The 19121-nt window shown below is 34.5% G+C and carries 9 protein-coding genes; 5 read left to right on the top strand and 4 right to left on the bottom strand.

Features of this window, described 5'->3' with window-relative positions:
• The first annotated feature begins 42 nt into the window (after positions 1-42).
• The 5 genes from A4F88_RS10895 to A4F88_RS10875 all read left to right on the top strand — a co-directional run bounded on the left by A4F88_RS10895 (position 43) and on the right by A4F88_RS10875 (position 8132).
• The gene (locus tag A4F88_RS10895; protein WP_068842633.1) at positions 43-525 is read left to right on the top strand and encodes a DUF2271 domain-containing protein; all 483 of its coding nucleotides are present in this window, start codon (positions 43-45) and stop codon (positions 523-525) included.
• Between the two features lie 137 nt (positions 526-662).
• A complete protein-coding gene (locus tag A4F88_RS10890) occupies positions 663-2846 on the top strand; it encodes a PepSY domain-containing protein (protein ID WP_068842632.1) in 2184 nt (727 codons plus the stop codon).
• Positions 2847-3130: 284 nt separating this feature from the next.
• A complete protein-coding gene (locus tag A4F88_RS10885) occupies positions 3131-4138 on the top strand; it encodes an FAD:protein FMN transferase (protein ID WP_068842631.1) in 1008 nt (335 codons plus the stop codon).
• 230 nt (positions 4139-4368) lie between these two features.
• Positions 4369-6765, top strand: coding sequence for a TonB-dependent receptor (locus tag A4F88_RS10880; protein ID WP_068842630.1), 2397 nt, complete (start codon positions 4369-4371; stop codon positions 6763-6765).
• Between the two features lie 32 nt (positions 6766-6797).
• Positions 6798-8132 carry a hypothetical protein gene (locus A4F88_RS10875; RefSeq protein WP_068842629.1) on the top strand — a complete coding sequence of 445 codons (1335 nt, stop codon included), beginning with the start codon at positions 6798-6800 and terminating at the stop codon, positions 8130-8132.
• A 161-nt stretch (positions 8133-8293) separates the two neighbouring features.
• On the opposite strand, the gene A4F88_RS10870 is transcribed toward A4F88_RS10875, so the two are convergent.
• The 4 genes from A4F88_RS10870 to A4F88_RS10855 form a co-directional block, all read right to left on the bottom strand.
• On the bottom strand, positions 8294-9505 hold the full coding sequence (locus A4F88_RS10870) for a DUF4272 domain-containing protein (RefSeq protein ID WP_068842628.1): 1212 nt from the start codon (positions 9503-9505) through the stop codon (positions 8294-8296).
• 305 nt (positions 9506-9810) lie between these two features.
• Positions 9811-12222 carry a glycoside hydrolase family 2 TIM barrel-domain containing protein gene (locus A4F88_RS10865; protein WP_068842627.1) on the bottom strand — a complete coding sequence of 804 codons (2412 nt, stop codon included), beginning with the start codon at positions 12220-12222 and terminating at the stop codon, positions 9811-9813.
• A gap of 254 nt (positions 12223-12476) precedes the next feature.
• Positions 12477-16004, bottom strand: a complete 3528-nt coding sequence (locus A4F88_RS10860) for a malectin domain-containing carbohydrate-binding protein (protein WP_068842626.1) — start codon at positions 16002-16004, stop codon at positions 12477-12479.
• 331 nt (positions 16005-16335) lie between these two features.
• Positions 16336-19065, bottom strand: a complete 2730-nt coding sequence (locus A4F88_RS10855) for an alpha-d-galacturonidase (protein WP_068842625.1) — start codon at positions 19063-19065, stop codon at positions 16336-16338.
• Positions 19066-19121: the final 56 nt, after the last annotated feature.

Here is a 19121-nt window from a genome sequence, read left to right as displayed (position 1 = left end):
ACCTGAAACTTAATAATTTTTAATTTTTAACTCACAACTCGAATGAAATCTATATTAAAAATCGCTCTTACAAGCGCTTTAATCTGTTTAATCTCTTTTCAGGCAAATGCTCAGGCAAGCAAATACAAATGTATGTTGCAAATGTCAAACTATATGGGAGAAGGAGCTTACATTGTAGTTTCGCTTATTAACCCAACAGGTGGATACGAAAAGACACTTTATGTAATGGGTGATGATAAAAAATGGTACAAATCATTAAAAGAGTGGAATAAATTTCACACTCAAAAATCAGAAGATATTAGTGCTAAAACCGGAGCATCTGTTACAGGAGGCGATCGCAGTGTTACCACAATAGAAATCGAAGACTCAAAAATCAACAAAGGTTACAAATTACGTTTTGAATCTGCAGTTGAAGATCAGAAATATTTTGTGAGCGATCTTGAAATTCCGCTTACAACAGAAGGTCTTGCTGATAAAACCGAAGGTAAAGGTTACATCAAATATGTAAGACTTAACAAAATATAATTTTTAGCACATTATTTTTTAACATAATTATAAGCATAAATCCTTTTTTTCTGCTTAAAATTGAATCCGGGCTTTGTCGAAGTTTAAGACTTTAACAAAGCTTATATATTTGATTACATTTCAATAGATTACATTCAATGACTCTCTCTTTTTGGCGTTACGTACATTTGGCTTTGGCCCTATTTTCTTCGATATTTTTGCTTTTGGCTTCTGTTTCCGGAATTATTCTGGCAGTCGATGCAGTACAGGAAAAAACGCTGCCTTACAAAGCTGAAAATTTTGATAAAATTACTCTAGGACAAACGCTGCCAATATTAAAAAAAGAATATTCAGAAATTACAGAATTGAGTGTCGATTACAATCAATTTGTAACGCTTAAAGCTATTGATGCTGACGGAAATGATATAAATGCTTACATTGATCCAAAAACAGGAAAAGCATTAGGAACTCCTGCAAAAAAGAGTGAATTTATTCAATGGGTCACAAGTTTCCATCGTTCGTTGTTTCTTCATCAAACCGGACGATTTTTTGTTGGTGTAATTTCTTTTTGTTTACTATTAATCTCTATTTCAGGTTTTGTATTGGTTTTAAAAAGACAAAGAGGAATCCGCAATTTCTTTTCGAAAGTAATCAAAGAATATTTTGCCCAATATTATCATGTTGTTTTAGGACGTCTGGCTTTAATTCCGATTTTGATTATTGCTCTTACCGGAACTTATTTATCGCTGGAACGATTCAACTTTTTTATGGGAGAAGAAAAAGCAAAACCCGTAAAAACAGAGCTTTCGGCTGAAGCAAAAAAAACTTCAATCTTTAAAACCACATTGCTGTCTGATGTAAAGAAAATCGAATTTCCTTTTACTGATGATCCCGAAGAATATTATATCATCGAACTTAAAGATCGTGAAATTGAAGTCAATCAGGTTGACGGAACGGTACTTTCAGAAAAACGTTCACCATTTACTGTTCAGTTATCGGCTTTAAGCCTTGACCTTCATACCGGAAGGATAAACGGAATCTGGGCTGTAATTCTGGCCATTGCGTGTCTTAATATCCTTTTCTTTATTTATTCAGGATTTGCAATTACTTTAAAACGAAGATCCAGCCGAATCAAAAATAAATTTAAAGCTAACGAAAGTAACTACATCCTTTTGGTGGGTTCTGAAAACGGAAGCTCATTTCGATTTGCCAATGCGATCCTTAAACAATTAATAGGTCATGGAAAAAAAGCTTTTATTGCCGAATTAAATAGTTTTTCGGTTTACCCAAAAGCAGAACATATTATTGTTTTTTCTTCAACTCATGGTCTGGGAGATGCTCCATCAAACGGGACAAAATTTAAAACATTATTACAAAAACAAAATCAGGAACAAAAAATTAAGTTTTCAGTCGTTGGTTTTGGTTCAAAATCATATCCTGATTTCTGTCAGTTTGCTATTGAAATCGATCAGCTATTAGAAGCTCAAAACTGGGCAGAACGCTTTTTAGATTTGCAGACGGTTAACGATAAATCGGCTGTGGAATTTGTAGAATGGGTAAAATTATGGAGTGCTAAAGCTGAAATTTCATTAGCCACTACTCCATCTTTATACAATCATGTTCCAAAAGGTTTAGAAAAATTAATGGTTTTGGATAAAACGCCAATCTCAGAAACCGAACATACTTTCATACTGACTTTACGCGCCAATAGCAGATCTAAATTTGCCTCAGGTGATTTACTGGCTATTTATCCTGCTAATGATTCGAGAGAGCGTCTTTACTCTATTGGAAACCATTCCGGAAATGTTCAATTGGTTGTAAAACTACATCCAAACGGATTAGGTTCGGGCTTTTTAAATAATCTCGAACCGGGAAATACAATCAAGGCCAGAATTATCAATAACAAAGCTTTTCATTTTCCTAAGAAAGCTCCAAAAGTAGCTTTTATCTCGAACGGAACCGGAATTGCGCCTTTCTTAGGAATGATCGAGCAAAATAAAACCAAGAAAGAAATACATCTTTATAGCGGATTTAGAATGGAAACGCCAACACTTTTAGCTTATAAAAAGTTTGCCGGAATCATGATTCAAAGAGAACATCTTGATCATTTTCATGTTGCCTTATCACGCGAAGCCCAGCATATTTATGTAATGGATTTAATCAAAAGAGATGAAGCCTTTTTTATTGATTTATTGAAACAAGGTGGTGTGATTATGATTTGCGGATCGCTTGCCATGCAACAGGATGTTGAAATTATTCTAAATCAATTGTGTCTGGAAAATGGAACAAAAAGTTTATCAGAATATAAAAATAACGGGCAATTATTAACGGATTGTTATTAGATTTTAGATAATACAAATCCCAGAGGGATGATATATTTATAGATTAATTTAAGTTTATCGCAAACCAAAAGCCCCAGCGGGGTGGCATATATCACTCCGCTGGAGCCTTATTAATTTCTAAATAAATTAGATAACAAACTTTAGATTGTTGGTTTAAAAAATAGATAATACAAATCCCGGAGGGATGATATATTTATAGATTAATTTAAGTTTATCGCAAACCAAAAGCCCCAGCGGGGTGGCATATATCACTCTGCTGAAGCTTTATCAAATTCATAAAAAAGATGCATAAAAAATTGTCATATAAATTCTTATTTCTATTTATAATTATCTCGTGCTTTTCAGCAAACTCACAGGTTTTAAGAAAAAGAACAACACTGCTTATGGGCGGACGTTTTGACATTAGTATTGTTGCTAAAGATTCTTTAACTGCTGAACAAAACATCAACGAAGTAATTGCTGAAATTACCCGAATTGAAAATTTAATCTCTGACTGGAAACCAACCTCTCAGGTGTCTGAAGTCAATCAAAATGCAGGAATCAAACCGGTAAAAGTAGATCGTGAAGTTTTTGAACTCACACAAAGAGCCCTGAAATTATCTGAAATAACAAAAGGCGGATTTGATGTAAGTTTCGCTGCAATGGACAGAATCTGGAAATTTGACGGGTCGATGACCGAAATGCCTTCGGCGGAAGCCATAAAAAAATCTGTAGAGAAAGTAGGTTATAAAAATATCATTTTAGATTCTGTTCAGTCAACAATTTTCCTGAAATTAAAAGGAATGAAAATTGGTTTTGGCGCTTTAGGCGAAGGTTATGCAACTGATAAATGTCGAGCCATGATGATAGCAAAAGGAATTGAAGCCGGAATTATAAACGGTTCCGGAGATATGAGCACTTGGGGAAAACAACCTAGTGGACAGCCATGGAAAATTGGCATTACAAATCCGTTTAAACCTGAAAAAGTATTGGCCATTGTTCCCCTCAATGGAGGCGCTGTTACGACTTCGGGCAGCTATGAAAAATTTGTTGTTTTTAACGGCAAACGATATTCACACATTATAAATCCTGCAACCGGATATCCTGCAACCGGTTTATGCAGCGTAACAGTCTTTGGTCCTGATGCAGAAACTGCCAACGGATTAAGCACCTCCATGATGGTTCTGGGTAAGAATGAAGGTTTATTGCTACTTCAAAAATTTCCAAATTACAGCTGTCTGATGATTACCGATAATGGAAAAGTCATCAAGTCTAAAAATTTCTCAATTAAAAAGTTTACAGCGAAGTTGTAATGATTATCGCAAAGGCACTTAGACACTAAGTTTTTTCTAATTTATTTATAGCTAATCAGGCTCAAACCGAAGTCAATTCAAAATTAAATCTTTGTGAATTAGGTTCTTTGCATCATAAAACCCAACATTAAAATTTCTAATGTAAATCTAATAATCTTCTAATTCATTTATTTAGATTAAATATAAACAATAATCTAGTTTTGCGCTCATATTGATAAGCAAAATTAGTTATGAGGTTTTTATTATTTGTTCTTTTGATTCTTAATGTTTCAGTCTATTCCCAAAACGGAAAAATCACAGGAAAAGTAACTTTTGGAAATTCCGAAACGGCTTTTGGAGCTACAGTATTAGTTTCAGGAACGCAAAAATTTGTTATTGTAGATCAAGATGGCAAATTCGAACTAAAAGGACTGGCTTACGGACATTATGCATTAGAAATATCATCACTCGAAGCCAAAACAAAAATCGTAAATGTTCATTTAAAACAACCTTCCCATTCCGTACATATTTCATTAGAAAAAACAAATGATCCTAAAATTTTAAATGAAGTTGTAGTTAAAAAGACAACTGTAAAAAAAGAAATTACAGACAAAGGTTTCTCTGTCAATGTTATAGAAACTCAGGATGCAGCAAGAAGAAATATTCAGACAAATGATTTATTAAGCCAATCGGCTGGTGTTCGGGTAAGACAAAACGGGGGATTAGGTTCCAGCGTTAATTACAATCTAAACGGAATGTCGGGTAATTCAATCCGAATTTTTATAGACGGAATTCCAATTTCAACATATGGATCCTCTTTCAGTTTAAATAGTATTCCTCCCGCATTAATAGAACGTATCGAAGTTTATAAAGGTGTTGTTCCCGCTCATTTGGCAGATGATGCCTTAGGCGGTGCTATTAATGTAATTTTGAAAAAAGGAGCAAAAAATACGTTGAATGCCTCAGTATCTTACGGTTCATTTAATACTGTTCAGTCTAATTTTAATACTACGTTTCGTGACAAATCAGGTTTTACCGTAAAAGGCTCCGGTTTTTATAATTACTCTGATAATGATTATGAGGTTTGGGGAAAATTTGTGTACAACATTTTACCTAATGGCCGATATGAATACGTAAAAGCCAAACGTTTTAATGATGCCTACAGATCTTATGGAGGCAGGATTGAAGCTGGTTTTACCGATGTTAAATGGGCTGATACTTTTTTAATAGGCATGAATGTTTCTGAAGATTTTAATGAAATTCAGCATGGACAATCAATGACAAAACCTTATAAAGGAAGATTTAGTGAAGCTAATTCCAGGGTTATCAGTCTGAATTATGCAAAAAAGGACTTTCTGGTTAAAGACCTTGAATTTACTGTAAACTCTGTTTTCAGCCAAAGAAATGAAGTAGTCAACGATACCGTTAAATGGAATTACAACTGGTTTGGAGAAAAAGCTTTGGGACTTTATGGTGATCCTATTTTATCACCAAGTGGTGCACAACAGGGAGCAAAAACAATACAACACATCAACAGCAATATTTTTAGCACAAGAGCAGGTTTAATGTATAACCTGAATGAAAACAATAAGTTTGTTTTTAACAGCATGTTCTATACCGTTGACAGAATACAATATGATGAATTATCACCACTTACAAGTGCTTTTTTACCAACACGTGACCTGCAAAAAAACGTGCTTTCACTGGGCTATGAATTACAAGCTTTTGATTCACGATTAAGAATCAATGCCTTTGGAAAACATTACGGACAAAAAACAGAAGAAAGAGATCCTACAATTGTAACTGAAAATGGACAGAACAAAATTGTTGAGGTAATCAGAAAAAATGATATCTCTTTTTATGGCTACGGATTTGCTTCTTCATACTTTATTCTCCCAAAAATGATGTTCACCTTATCCGCAGAAAAAGCGATCAGAATGCCTAATGAGAATGAGATATTTGGCGATCCGGCTGAAAACCTTATCGGAAACAGTTCATTAAAACCGGAACAAAGTGACAATTTAAATGTTGGACTAAGATTTGGTCCTTATAAAATTAATGATCACAAATTAAGCATTGGAGGATCTGGTTTCTGGAGAAATTCCAAAGACAAAATTGTACGTCAGTTTAGCAATCGTTTGAACGAAGCATTACAAACTACACCATCTGTAAACTTAGGAAAAGCACAGTCAATAGGTTACGAGGCCTCTTTTGAATATTCATACAATAACAGGTTATTTATTGGTATGAACATGTCAAAATTTAATTCGCTTTTCAAAGATAAATACGACATCAATGGTGGTATACTGCCCCATTATAATAAACAACTTCCCAACGAACCTTATTTCACAGTTAATGGCAACGTACAGTATAATTTTAAAGATATTCTTCAAAAAAATTCAGAATTAAACCTTTATTACAATTTTGGATATGTAGGAGAATTTTATACTACCTGGCTTGAGATTGATAAAACAACGGCTCAGTTTCCACATGATTTAGGAATCAGTTATGTACTCCCTAATAAAAAGTTCATTGTAAGTTTTGATGCCAAAAATATAACAAACGAACAGGTTTACGACAATTTTGCCGTACAAAAACCCGGAAGAGCTTTTTACTTAAAGCTTAACTACATCATCAATAAGTTTTAATACCTAAATAATTAATTTTTAATGCTATAAATATGAAAAGAAGTACATTTAAATTACTTGCATGTGGATTGGTTTTAACCACATTTGCACTTACTACAAGCTGCAGCAGTGATGATAACAAAAATGAAACACCGGTAAATCCAGAAACTAAAGACCGCTGGATAACTATTGCCGGAGCATTAATGCAGACAGATCCCGGAGACGGAAACGGAGGAACAAAAGTATATTCAGTAAGCAAAGCCGATGCAAAAAATCCTAACTTTTCTATCGATGTATATGAAAATGGTGCGCCAGTGCAATCCAGTAGAACAGCTCGTTTACAATCGTCAGTGGATGGAAATACGCTTTTTAATATTACCTATACCGGTGCAAATGGTGGTGAGTTTATGACCTATAAAGTAAACGGAGCCAAAAATTTTGTACAATCCGGAACTACTGTCAATATTTCTCAATATGCCGGAACATCTCCAAGATGGAATAAACTTTTTGACGGAGATAAAACTGGTGTAGCTGTAAATGTAACAGCTCCTGTAGTAGTTACAGAGGCAGATGGAAAAACATACAAACATACAAGAGGTGTGGCTACTGTTTTATCTTTAGATTTACAAAACATTTTAATTTCAGCATTCAAGCAATATGAACTTCCGTTAACGGCTGCAGAAGAAGCAAAAGGACATCATATCTTTCGTTTAGATGCTCCAACACTTAATAAGGCTGGAAACAAACTTATCATTGGAACCTGGATGCGTAAAACTGATCCTGCTACAGGAAAAATCGAGGCTACATTTGATCGCTTAGGTTCTAAATCGATTGTTGTAGATTACCCATCTTTACAGAATCCTCAAATTATTACTTCGACAGTAGCATTTGGAGATACAAGCGGTTTCCGCAGTTTCAATAGTTTTGTTGGTACAGATGGTAACATTTATCAGGCTACTCAAAGAGATACTAAAAATGGTTCTTATATCTTAAAAATCAACCAAAACAATCAATACGACAACTCTTATTCTTTTAGTTTAGATACCGCACTTGGTGTTAAAGGATCTTACATCGATGCCTGGAGATATGCCGGAAACGGAATTGCCTATGCTTTATATACACATGACGGTTCAAACGGGCAAGGTTTTGTAGCAAGAATCGACCTTAATGCAAAAACAGCTAAACTGGTTGAAGGTATTGCTTATGACCCTGCTTTAGATTTTGGTCAATACCAAGGTTTTGTAGTAGACGGAAACGATTTATACATTGCAGTTACACCAGTAGGAAAAGATGGTAACATATACATTATTGATATCCCAACAGGTGCTGTTACTAAAGGTGCTAAATTAATCAACAAACCTGGAAACCATTATATTGGTGTATTCTAAAAATATACAGAGGCAGCAATGCTAACTGTAACAATTGTTATTACTTGAGTTTTTTTTTTAATGGGAACATTCCGCTTCATTATTTTGGAGCGGAATGTTTATTTTTAATAGTATTCTAAAAATATTAGCGTTCTTCGTAGTAAAATTAATTACCTCTAATTTTAAGTATCACAAGAAATAGAATCCCAATCCTGCTCCATGTAATTTATAAGCCAGTTCAGGGCATATTGTCTTTCATAAACAATTCCGGGATTGATTTCTTCGATCTGTCTGCCGTTAATTCTTTCATCTACACAAGCCCAATTGTATCTGTAGTACAAATCATTTGCATCTAAAATTTCACTTTTAGATCGGGAAGAAACTATCGAATTAATAAAATCAAAAGGATCTTTATCTTTCCCCACAGGATAATCCTCAGAATTGATATTTTCTAAATTACAGAATTCATTCGGGAAATCTAATTTTTCAACTTTATTTAAAGCCCACATCAACGTCCAGATTCCTTCACATTTCCAGCTTTCATAGGCCTTTTTATCATCTGTTGGATTAGCTAAAAACTCTTTTTCGCCTTCCGTAGTAAAATCCCACAATTTATAGTTTTGCAGATAATCAATAGCTTCTTCAGAAGAAATACTATTAAAGGCAACTAAATTTGTTACAGCCAAAACACTTACTCTTTCTGCAATTTCTTTTGGTGTTCTGATCGTAGTTTCATTTTCAGATTCAATACAAGGCAAATGTTTGTTTATTTTGATATTCCCTTTTTCAAGAATTTTCTCGCTGTTATCTTTTCTTTGTTTTTGATCATCATCTACCTCATTTTGATCTTCATCAAAATAAACTGAATTTATACTTACTCCCAGATCATCAATGTCACAATTTCCATTAGTATCAATTATCAAATTTAAATCTTTATCTAAAAAATGCTGTGTATCTGATTTACTAACGATCGTATCAGGCTGTACAAACAAAACAGCATCAAATTCTTGCGCAATATCTTTTATGATGTTTTTTAATTCCTTTATTTCCCCTTTTTCCTCGTTAATCGAAAACTCAGAATTCAGCGTTAGTATTTTATGAAGAAATAGGTTTTTAACTTTTTCATTTACAGTTGGCAATGAGTTTACAAAGCCATATAATCCTTTCAGATTAGCTGTTAATTCAGAATCATCAATTTCAGGAATTTGATAAGAAGGAATAGCCCTTTCTCTATATGAAATTTTTACTTTTTTTGAAGGATTTAAAATTCCTCCCTTAATTTCAAATTCTAGAAATTCATTATCACCTGAAAAACTTCCTTTAGGAATATGTGAAAGAAATATTTCCTTTATTCTTTCAAGTCCTAAATGATGCGAATAAATGGTACAAATCATTTTTTGGCTTTTATATTATTATACTGGCTAATATAAGTTTAATCCTACAAAAGATCCAAGCATAATTTTATAAACCTTAGAAATAACGGGCGGTTTAAAAAAAATAATCCTTTTTTGTAGAATATTTTATATGCCGCTCCTATGGAGCTATTCTATCTTAAATTACTATTTCTATAAATATTTTGCTCTTCCAGAGCTAAACAATTCTATACAAAAAAAAGCTCCAGAGGAGCTTAATATTTATAGCAAAATAAAAGATTAGAGTATCAAAGCCCCAGCGGGGCGACATATAAATTCAATAACAATCAATTAACCTTTATATCAATTGCTGAAACCGGAATTCCATTTCCAGTCTTAGCCTTCAACTGAATATTTTCTTTCTTCCCATTCGACTGAATAATCGCAATACATTTTCCATTAAACAATTTACAGGAATTCGCTTTAAAAGAATCCAAATTGGCTTGATAACCATTATCAACTCCAACTAATTTTCCTCCGCCAGAAACTTCAAAATTGATTAAATCCATTGCGTTTGGCAGTAAATTTCCATCTTTATCTGTCATAGAAACGGTTACGTAAACCAAATCGTAAGTATCGTTTTTGATTGCAGTTTTATCGGCTTGCAAGTCTAATTTTGAAACTTCTCCTGCTGTGTGGATTTCCTTTTCTAAAACTACTTTTCCGTTCTTTCTAGAAACCGCTTTTAATGTTCCATGTTCAAATTTTACTCTCCAAGAAATATGCAAATCATCATTTTGTTTGACTTTCTTTCCTAACGACTTTCCGTTTAAAAATAATTCTACTTCATCCGCATTATTGTAATACGCCCAAACTTCTACTTCTTGATCTTTTTTCCAGTTCCAATGCGGTAAAATATGCAGAACCGTTTTATTCGACCATTCGCTTTGGTACATATAATACACATCTTTTGGAAGTCCGGCTAAATCAACGATTCCGAAATATGAACTTCTTGCAGGAAATGGATACGGGTCTGGTTCTCCAATATAATCAAAACCTGTCCAGATAAAAGTTCCCGCCATGAAATCCTGACTTTTAATAGTTTTCCAGTTTTCTTCGTGCGTGGCTCCCCAATACGATTTCACCTGATCATAAGCCGAAACCGTCCAATCTGCATTTCCATCAAACGCAGCGCCGTATTTTGTTGGCCATGCTTTAATTCCGTCAGGAAAATCATAATGTCCACGTGTTTCTAAAGCCGAAACACTTTCAGAAGCTAAGATTTTCTGTCCTTTAAATTTAGTTGGAAAATCTTTATACTCTTCGTGTTTGTAATTGAATCCCAAAAGATCTAAAGCTCCTGACTGATAAATAAAGTTTTTCTCAATTACATTCTCTGTCAAAGCCGAAGTTACAGGGCGAGTAACATCTAAAGATTTAACAATCTTGGCCAATTCTCTTGTAATCGCAATTCCGGTCGAATCAAATTGTTCTCTGATTTCGTTACCAATACTCCACATCATAACCGATGGATGATTACGATCTCTTTTGATAAAATCTTCTAAATCCTGTTTATGCCACGCATCCCAATCTTTGTGATAATCGTTGGTTACTTTTTTCTTTTTCCAAACGTCAAAAGCTTCGTCCTGAACAATAAATCCCATTTCGTCACACAATTGCATCATTTCCAAAGAATGCGGATTATGAGACATTCTGATAGCATTTGCTCCCATTTCTTTCATTAAAGCCAGTTTTCTGCGAACCGCATGAATGTTTTCTACCGCACCCAAAGCGCCATTATCATGATGCAGACAAACTCCGTAAATTTTCGTTGGAACGCCATTTAATGAAAAACCTTTTTCTGAATCAAAATTAAAAAATCTAAATCCAAGAGGAGTTTCATAATTATCAATCAATTTCGATTTCTCGTAAACTTTTGTAATTACTTTATACAAATACGGATTCTCTGTACTCCATAATTTCGGCTGATTTAAAACCAAATCATGAACCTTTTTTTCTGATGTTTTAGCAACAATTTTTTCTGTTGAAGTATAATTAGCAACTTCTTTATTTTCTGCATTTACAATCGAAGTAACGAGTTTAAATTCTTTTGCTACAGTATTATCATTATCAATCGTAACTTCTACATGTATTTTTGATTTTTCTACCGAAACTTCAGGCGTAGTAACATAAGTTCCCCATTTTCCAACATGAAGTTTTTCACTTGCAACCAAACGCACATTTCTATAAATCCCAGAACCTGTATACCATCTTGAATTGGGTTGTGCATCGTTATCAACTTTTACAGCAATCAAATTCTCTTTTCCGAAATTTAAATACTGCGTTAAATCATATCCAAAAGATATATAGCCATTCGGGCGAACTCCTAATGATTTTCCATTAATGAAAACTTCACTATTCTTAAAAACACCATCAAACTCAATTGAAATCGTTTTGTTTTTCCAATTTGCAGGAATAGTAAACGCTTTGCGATACCAGCCTTTTCCAGCGGGCAAAAATCCCTGTGCTTGTTTGGTTTTGCTGTCTTTGTCAAAAGCGCCTTCAATACTCCAATCGTGTGGCAATTGAAGTGCTCTCCAATCTGATGCATTGAAATTGGCATTAACTGCTTCAGGATAATCACCTAATTTGAAGTTCCAGTTTTTGTTAAAATCTTCGACAATTCTGGCTTGTTTTTGTGCAAAAACTGATACTGAAAATAATATTATTATTGCAACTACTATCTTTTTTAAAATCATAATATATAAATAATCTCTTTTTTAAAATTCCAAATTTCTACAATCTTGTCATTTCGACGAAGGAGAAATCTTCGCGAGTAACTCCGCAATGTAATTCGCCAATCTTTGTCGAGCTTCTTGTGGAGATTTCTCCTTCGTCGAAATGACAAACTAGACTTGGTATAAACTTTACGTGGGCTTCGACTTCGCTCAGCCTGACAAACAACATAAATCTTTGCTCCTTTGCTCCTTTGCCTCTTTGAACCTCAAAAAAACTATTGAAATTCGAAATTATCCAACATTAATCCCTTCAAATCATCACCTTCAAGTGTAATTTTATACGTTCCAGCATTAATATATCCACCAGAAGTTGTATTCAAAATCTTCCATTTTTCAGGGGAAGGGAAAAACTCAATCGTATCATTTCGCATCAAAATTCCGTAAGCATCTTCCATTTTGAATTTGACTTTTAATGGTTTTTCATTTCTATTCATAAAACGGAAACGCATTAAATAAATTCCGGCAACTCCAGGTTTTACTTCAAACTCAATGCTGTTGTTTGTCTTTTTTGTGAACTCAATATAATCCGCTTTTTTGAAATTTCCTTTTTCGATTCCTGTTCCCGTTGTTTTTGTCTTTTCAGCTTCAATGATTACAACTGGTCTCGAATCGTCTTTTTCGCCCATATCGTAAGTTGGAACCATTGCAATTGTAGAAATTGTTTCCGAATTATCAAACAGAACTTTCTCGCCTTTCTTCACTTTTTTAGTGAAAACATCAAATGAAATTCCATTGCTATTTTTCGCTTTTTCTTCTAATTTTTTATACTCCGAAAATGACTTTAAATTAAAACTTTTATTATCTATAAAAAGGTATAATTCCGAATCTTCTTTAGCTGTAAACGAACCTTTATTTTTAGAATGAGATGAAAACTGCATATAATCCGCTCCAAAAACTTCCGAAGGCAATTCGGTAAAAATAACATCAGAATCTAAATATTGTTTTGAATTAATATCCAGCCATGAAGCCACTCTGTTAGTTTTATTATAAGAATCTAAAACCAGATTTTGAATGTTTTTTGAAGATTCTTCTGCTGGTCTTGCGTGAATGTCTTTTGTCGCAATCGCAATCGCAGAAATTATCGCTTGTGAAGCTTTTACATTTGGAAACGAAATAACAATTTTTCCGTTTGTACTTTTTACTTTGAATGTCTTTTTCAACGCATTATCATGTCCTGCTTCTGCCCAAATATCAAAGTCTTTTAAAACTACATTTTCATTTATTGCAACATCAAACAAACGCCAGCCTTTGCAGTCTACCCCCCCGCCAGTTCCGTACCAAGTTTCTGTGAAATATAATTCTACTAAATATTCGCCGTCTGGTGCAGGAAATTCGTAACGCAGTTTATCAACTCCATATCTAAAACTTTGAAATAACTCTGAATCTTTTGTTCCATTAATTGGATCGAAAGTTGTTCTTTGACTGGCAAAAAAATCTGGCAATTTTTCAAAATTATCTGTCCATGATAACGAACCCCAAGTATTTTGACCGTTTTTATGCGTATCGGTAAACCAAGTATTTCCAGCAGAATCTGTCAATTGAGAACCTCCGCAATTGACTCTGTAAATATAATTGTAACCACTTTTTGCTTTTGTAATATCGGTTTTATCCGTTGTTAAAGCATCAAAATTTGGTGATTTTGGAAGTGAATTTAAAACGATATAATCTTTGGCAACTGCTTTTCCATTTACATATCCAACGGCATATAAAACATTGTACTGAATATTGACATTATTGAATTGAAAATGCTGTCCGATTCCTGGATTTTTTAGTTTTCCTAAAGAAGATTTATTGACGTCATTGAACAATTCTACTTCATCACAATTCGAATAAATATCGATTCCGTTTTTAATTCCTGGCTTTTCCCAACGGCTTGGCCACGTGTGCGAAACAATATAAACCATCGGGTTGGTTTTGTTCGAAACATAATTCGCACGATACATGTAAAACGCATCCAAAGGTTCGCCCCAAATCGTAAAAAGTCCTTTATAATTTACTGGACCAACTTTATCAATATCTCTAAAACCTTCTCCGTTTTGTAAACGTCCCGGATTCTCATGCGAAGCAAAAAGCCAGTTGAATTGTCCTGCAATTTTATCTTTTACCGATTCAGCTTCTCTAACTTTAATTTCCATTAATTGAGAAAAACGGTTTTCGCTTAAAACTCCTTTTTGGTCAAATTCGCCTTCGGTATGTAAATCGGCAGAACGCCATGCGCCGTATTCTCCGTTTAAAAGCTGAGTCGTCATTTCTAAATGATATTTTAAAGGATCTCCGCCATACGTTCCAGACCAGTTTTGAACGACATTCCAGTCTGTTCCTTCTCCGCCGTTACAAGTTGTTACGATTCTTTGCGATGCCGATAACGGATCCATTTCGCGGATTATCTTGGTGCATTCCTCTGCAAATTCCTTCGGAATGGTACTTTCATTCTGCAATCCCCACATGACAACCGACGGACTGTTTCTGCGTTCCTTAATCCATTCTCGTAAAAGAGTTTTAAAGTTTTCCTTAAACTCTGGCGTATCGTACCAAATATGTGCTGAAAACTGACTCCAAAATAAGATTCCGTTTTCGTCTAATTCTTTTTGATATAATAAATTATGAGGCTGATGTGCTTCTCTAAAAGCATTAAATCCGCCTGCTTTGATTTGTTGTATTCGTGAATGAATCATTTCGTCTGAAAACGAATGACTTTTTCCAATTAAATGTTCGTATTCGCAAACGCCGTTTATAAAAACAGGTTCATCATTAATGAAAAAACGATTGTCTTTTCCATCACGACTAACTGGCCAGCTTACCCAACGAATTCCGTACGAAGTTGTTAACTGATCAATTATTTTTCCGTTTTCATAAACTGAAGTAACTAATTTATACAAATAAGGATTGGATGGCGACCATAATTTCGGATTCTGAATCTCAGGAAGTGTCTGTGCTATTTCTTTTGTTTCTCCCGAATTGATTTTGTTGTCGCTTTTTATAATAGCAGTTTTCTTTCCTGATGCATCAAAAAGAATATTTTCTATAGTTAAATTTCGTTGTGAAGTACCATAATTCTTGATTTCGGTCGTAGTATGAAGAATCGCTTTTTGTTTCGAAACCGATTTATCATTCCAGATATGAACACCGAAAGGCTGAATTCTAACATCGTTGGTAACAACCAAAGAAACTGGCCTGAAAATCCCCATTGGCTGAGAACCTTCTGAAAATCCCCATTCTCCCGAACAGCCACCGCAAACCCAAGGCAAATCGGCAATAAAAGAGGGATGCGCTGCTTTTACTAAAATGATATTTTCTTTGTCGAAAGAAATTGCTCTTGTAATATCTAAGGTGAAAGTAGTTCTTCCGCCTTTGTGTTCGCCCACTTTTTTACCATTTATCCAAACCGTTGCATAAGAACTAACGCCTTCAAAATAGAGAAAATGCTGTTTTGAACTGTCTTTTTTGTCAAGTTTTAGCGTTTTTTTGTACCAAGCAGTACCGTGCAAATTTCCATGTTTTGTTCTTCTAAAACCATAATACTGATCCCAATTGTGAGGCACACTAACCTGCTGCCAATTGGAATCAGTTTTTGGATTTTCTACAAAATCTTCTTCTTTCAGCGGAAGATTATCCAGTATTACGGTTTCCCAAGACGAATTCAGCGAAATTTCTTTACGAAACTTCCCCGAATCTTTGCTCTGACTCCAAACAAAGCAAAGACTTGAAAAAAAACAAAAAATAAAAAAAACTATTCTATTCATATTTTTAAAACCATATAAGTGATTATAAGGTTGTTTAAGTTTTTATTTTACTCACCTTTTTGTCATTTCGACGTAAGGAGAAATCTTCACAAGTAACTCCGCATAGAAATGTCGCCAATCTTTGTTGAGTTTCTTGCGAAGATCCCTCGTTCCTCGGGATGACAAGATTGTGTTTATATTCTTAATTAAAACTAACAGATTTTAAAAACATGTTAGGTCTAAATTAACTACGAGTTTGCGTGAGGGATTGAGGCGTTATCCTTTTATGTAGCGGAGCGGAATAAAAGATATAGCCGAAAGCCCGACCCGAAAGGGCACGCCCAAATCATTTTTAATAAAACAACCAGTCAATAGCTGCTTTTTCTCCTGCATCGATATATCCAACATCGCGTGGTGTTATGGTTTGGTCTGCATCGATAAAACCTAAAATCAATACTTTTCCTTTTCCTAAATCTAATTTATTCTCGCCCGGCTGGAAAGTATACGTATGAATGTTTACACGAGGTAAATCCTTTAAATTCAAGGCACTTGCCAAAATCACTTCGGCTTGACCGTGCGCATTTCCTGCTGCATCTGTTTCCAAACTTGGCGGCAATAAAAATCTCCTTTGATCTGAATTGAAATAACCCACCACTAATTTAACGGCTTTTGTATTTCTAAACTTCAAATGTGTTCCTTTTTCGTTTTGATCGTTTTCTACAAATGAAAATCCTCTTAAATTCTGAAGTTCTGGAGCAACTTTTGTTAATTCAGAAATATCTGTTCCGTACACTTTTGTTCCCGTTTTTACTAAATACGTTCCTGGTTTTTCATCTATAAAAGTTAATTCTGCTGGTTTCCAAGGTTTTCCTTCTTTAGTTTCAATTTTACCATCTTTAGAAGATTTTAGCTTCTCTAGATTTCTTTTAAAATTAGCCAATTCACGCTCATAATGCGGTAACAATTCTGCCCAAGTTTTGTTGTTCCCATCGTCTCCTCCAATCGGAATTCTACGTTGAGCAGTCTGCATACTGTTGGCATAATAGTACGTATCTTTTGTTAGTTTTACCAATAACTCATAATACTCAATACTCTTTTCTAAATGAGGCATCGCTTTATCTAAATCGGTAATATCATTTGAATAACTGTATCTTAAAACCAATAAAGCTGCTTTTACTTTTTCTGAGAAGAAATCGGCGAAAGCCTTATAAGCATGAATATCATTTTTAAGACGTTCAAATTCTTCTTTGTCTTTAGTTACGCTGGCTTCAGCTTTATCGATAGCTTCAACTGCCAATCTTCCGTGTTCTGTAATTCCAGCAATAATTTGCGTTGGAAGTTCGCCCGAATGTGGTTCTTTGTTCCATTCTTTTTTAGCATATTCCAAAAGCAATTCGCCCGCTGGTCCACACGATTCGTGGAATCCCGGATACACTCTCCATTTTGACGGATTTACCAATTGACTTTCAAACATTCCTAACAATAAAGTCTGACGGTTTCCTTCTGTGATTCCAAAACGTCTTAATGTTTTTGGAGCAATTTCTCCCGTTTCTTCGTACGCTTTTAGAATGTTATTTGCCGCTTCTTGAGAAGTTCCGAATTTCGCAGCTAAATCTTTATCCCAATATTCAACTTCTTCGTTTCTATCTCTTTTGCTGTCCCAAGCATATCTTGCCCATGCTTTGTACCAAATCCAGTCACGATCCATTTCTAATAAACGTTCTCCTGATTTCGTCTTATCTGCCGAGTAAGGCCAATCCCAATACGATGCTTGCGGATATAAATGCAATGCATTTGCGCCATGAACACTATGCATCGCTTTAACCGTTTTCTGAATAAAATCTGGCGAGCCATATCTAAAAGGTTCTAAGTTTGCCAAAATATGAACGTTTTCAATATGAATTGATTTTAAAGCACTTAACTGTTTATGGGTTTCTCCCCAAGGTCCGCCCGGCGTATAAGTCGTTAAAGATTCTCCTGTATATTTACTTTCTGTGTAAAGGTTTTTGTATAACGGAAGTGATTTTTCCATAACCAAAGGCCCGTCAGTATCATGAGAACGCAAAATAATCGGCGGTTCATCAGTTCTTCCCAACGCTTTTAATCCGTCTTGAACTCCCGGAATAATCGTTTTGGTAAACCATTCTACATCATCATCAATCGTGTTTATAGCTTCTCCTAAACATACTAGCAGCCCAACATTTGGGTATTTTTCGATAAAAGCTGCAATAGATTTTCTCGTATAATCTGACAACAAAGGCGTAATTGGTCGTGAACGATCTTGTGTTTTAATGTTGTAATGCTCTGCAAATGGTTTAGAAACAATAATATTATAAAACATCTGAATTACCCAAATTCCTCTTTTATTGGCTTCAACCGTTAAGAATTTATAGATTTCTTCATTCTTTTTGAAATCTTCGTCACTTACTTCTACCGCAAATGGATATTCTTTTAATTTTACTAAAGAAGCAAAAGGATGTCCGTTCCATAAATAAAGCGAGTTCATACGGTTTTCTACCAGCATATCAAGATATTTTACCCATAAAGCTTTATCATAAAACCAAGGAAAAGTTTCTGGTGTATATGGATATTCGTAAACATCACGACCTGGAAGATAAACAGGTTTCTGCATTCCGATGCAAGCTCCTCTCAAAACCATTTCTGGACTGTCTTCAAGATTAATTTCTGAAGGAAGCTGACCCGAAGATTTAATTTTATCTGTTAATTCCAAAGAGCCATACAAAGTTCCAGAAGCATCTGTTCCTTCAATATAGATTACATTGTTTTGAGTACGAATCTGAAAACCTTCTTTCTTGTTTAATTTGTTATCATCGATTTTAGCGCTTTTCGCGTTTTTCTTCCAGAAATCAGTTCCTTTTTCTCCAATTACAATTACTTTATCTTTTGATTTTTTGAATTTATCAGAAGAAGTTACGCTGAATCCTTTTGCCGAAAGGGTTTCTGATAATTTCTCTGCTCCAAATTTTGCTCTTGGGGAATTCGGATCACTAACAATAGTGATACTCTGCGCTGTCGCGAAAGAGACATAAAGACATAAAAAAAGTAATTGTAAATATTTCATAGTATTTTAGTTTTATTCTTGGGGAACGATTTAAAGACCTAACAGGTTTTAAAAAC

Origin of the sequence: Flavobacterium chilense (assembly GCF_001602525.1) — a bacterium.
GTDB lineage: Bacteria > Bacteroidota > Bacteroidia > Flavobacteriales > Flavobacteriaceae > Flavobacterium > Flavobacterium chilense.
The sequence above is the reverse complement of the archived record's forward strand: the minus strand, read 5'-3'. Positions and strand labels throughout refer to the sequence as shown.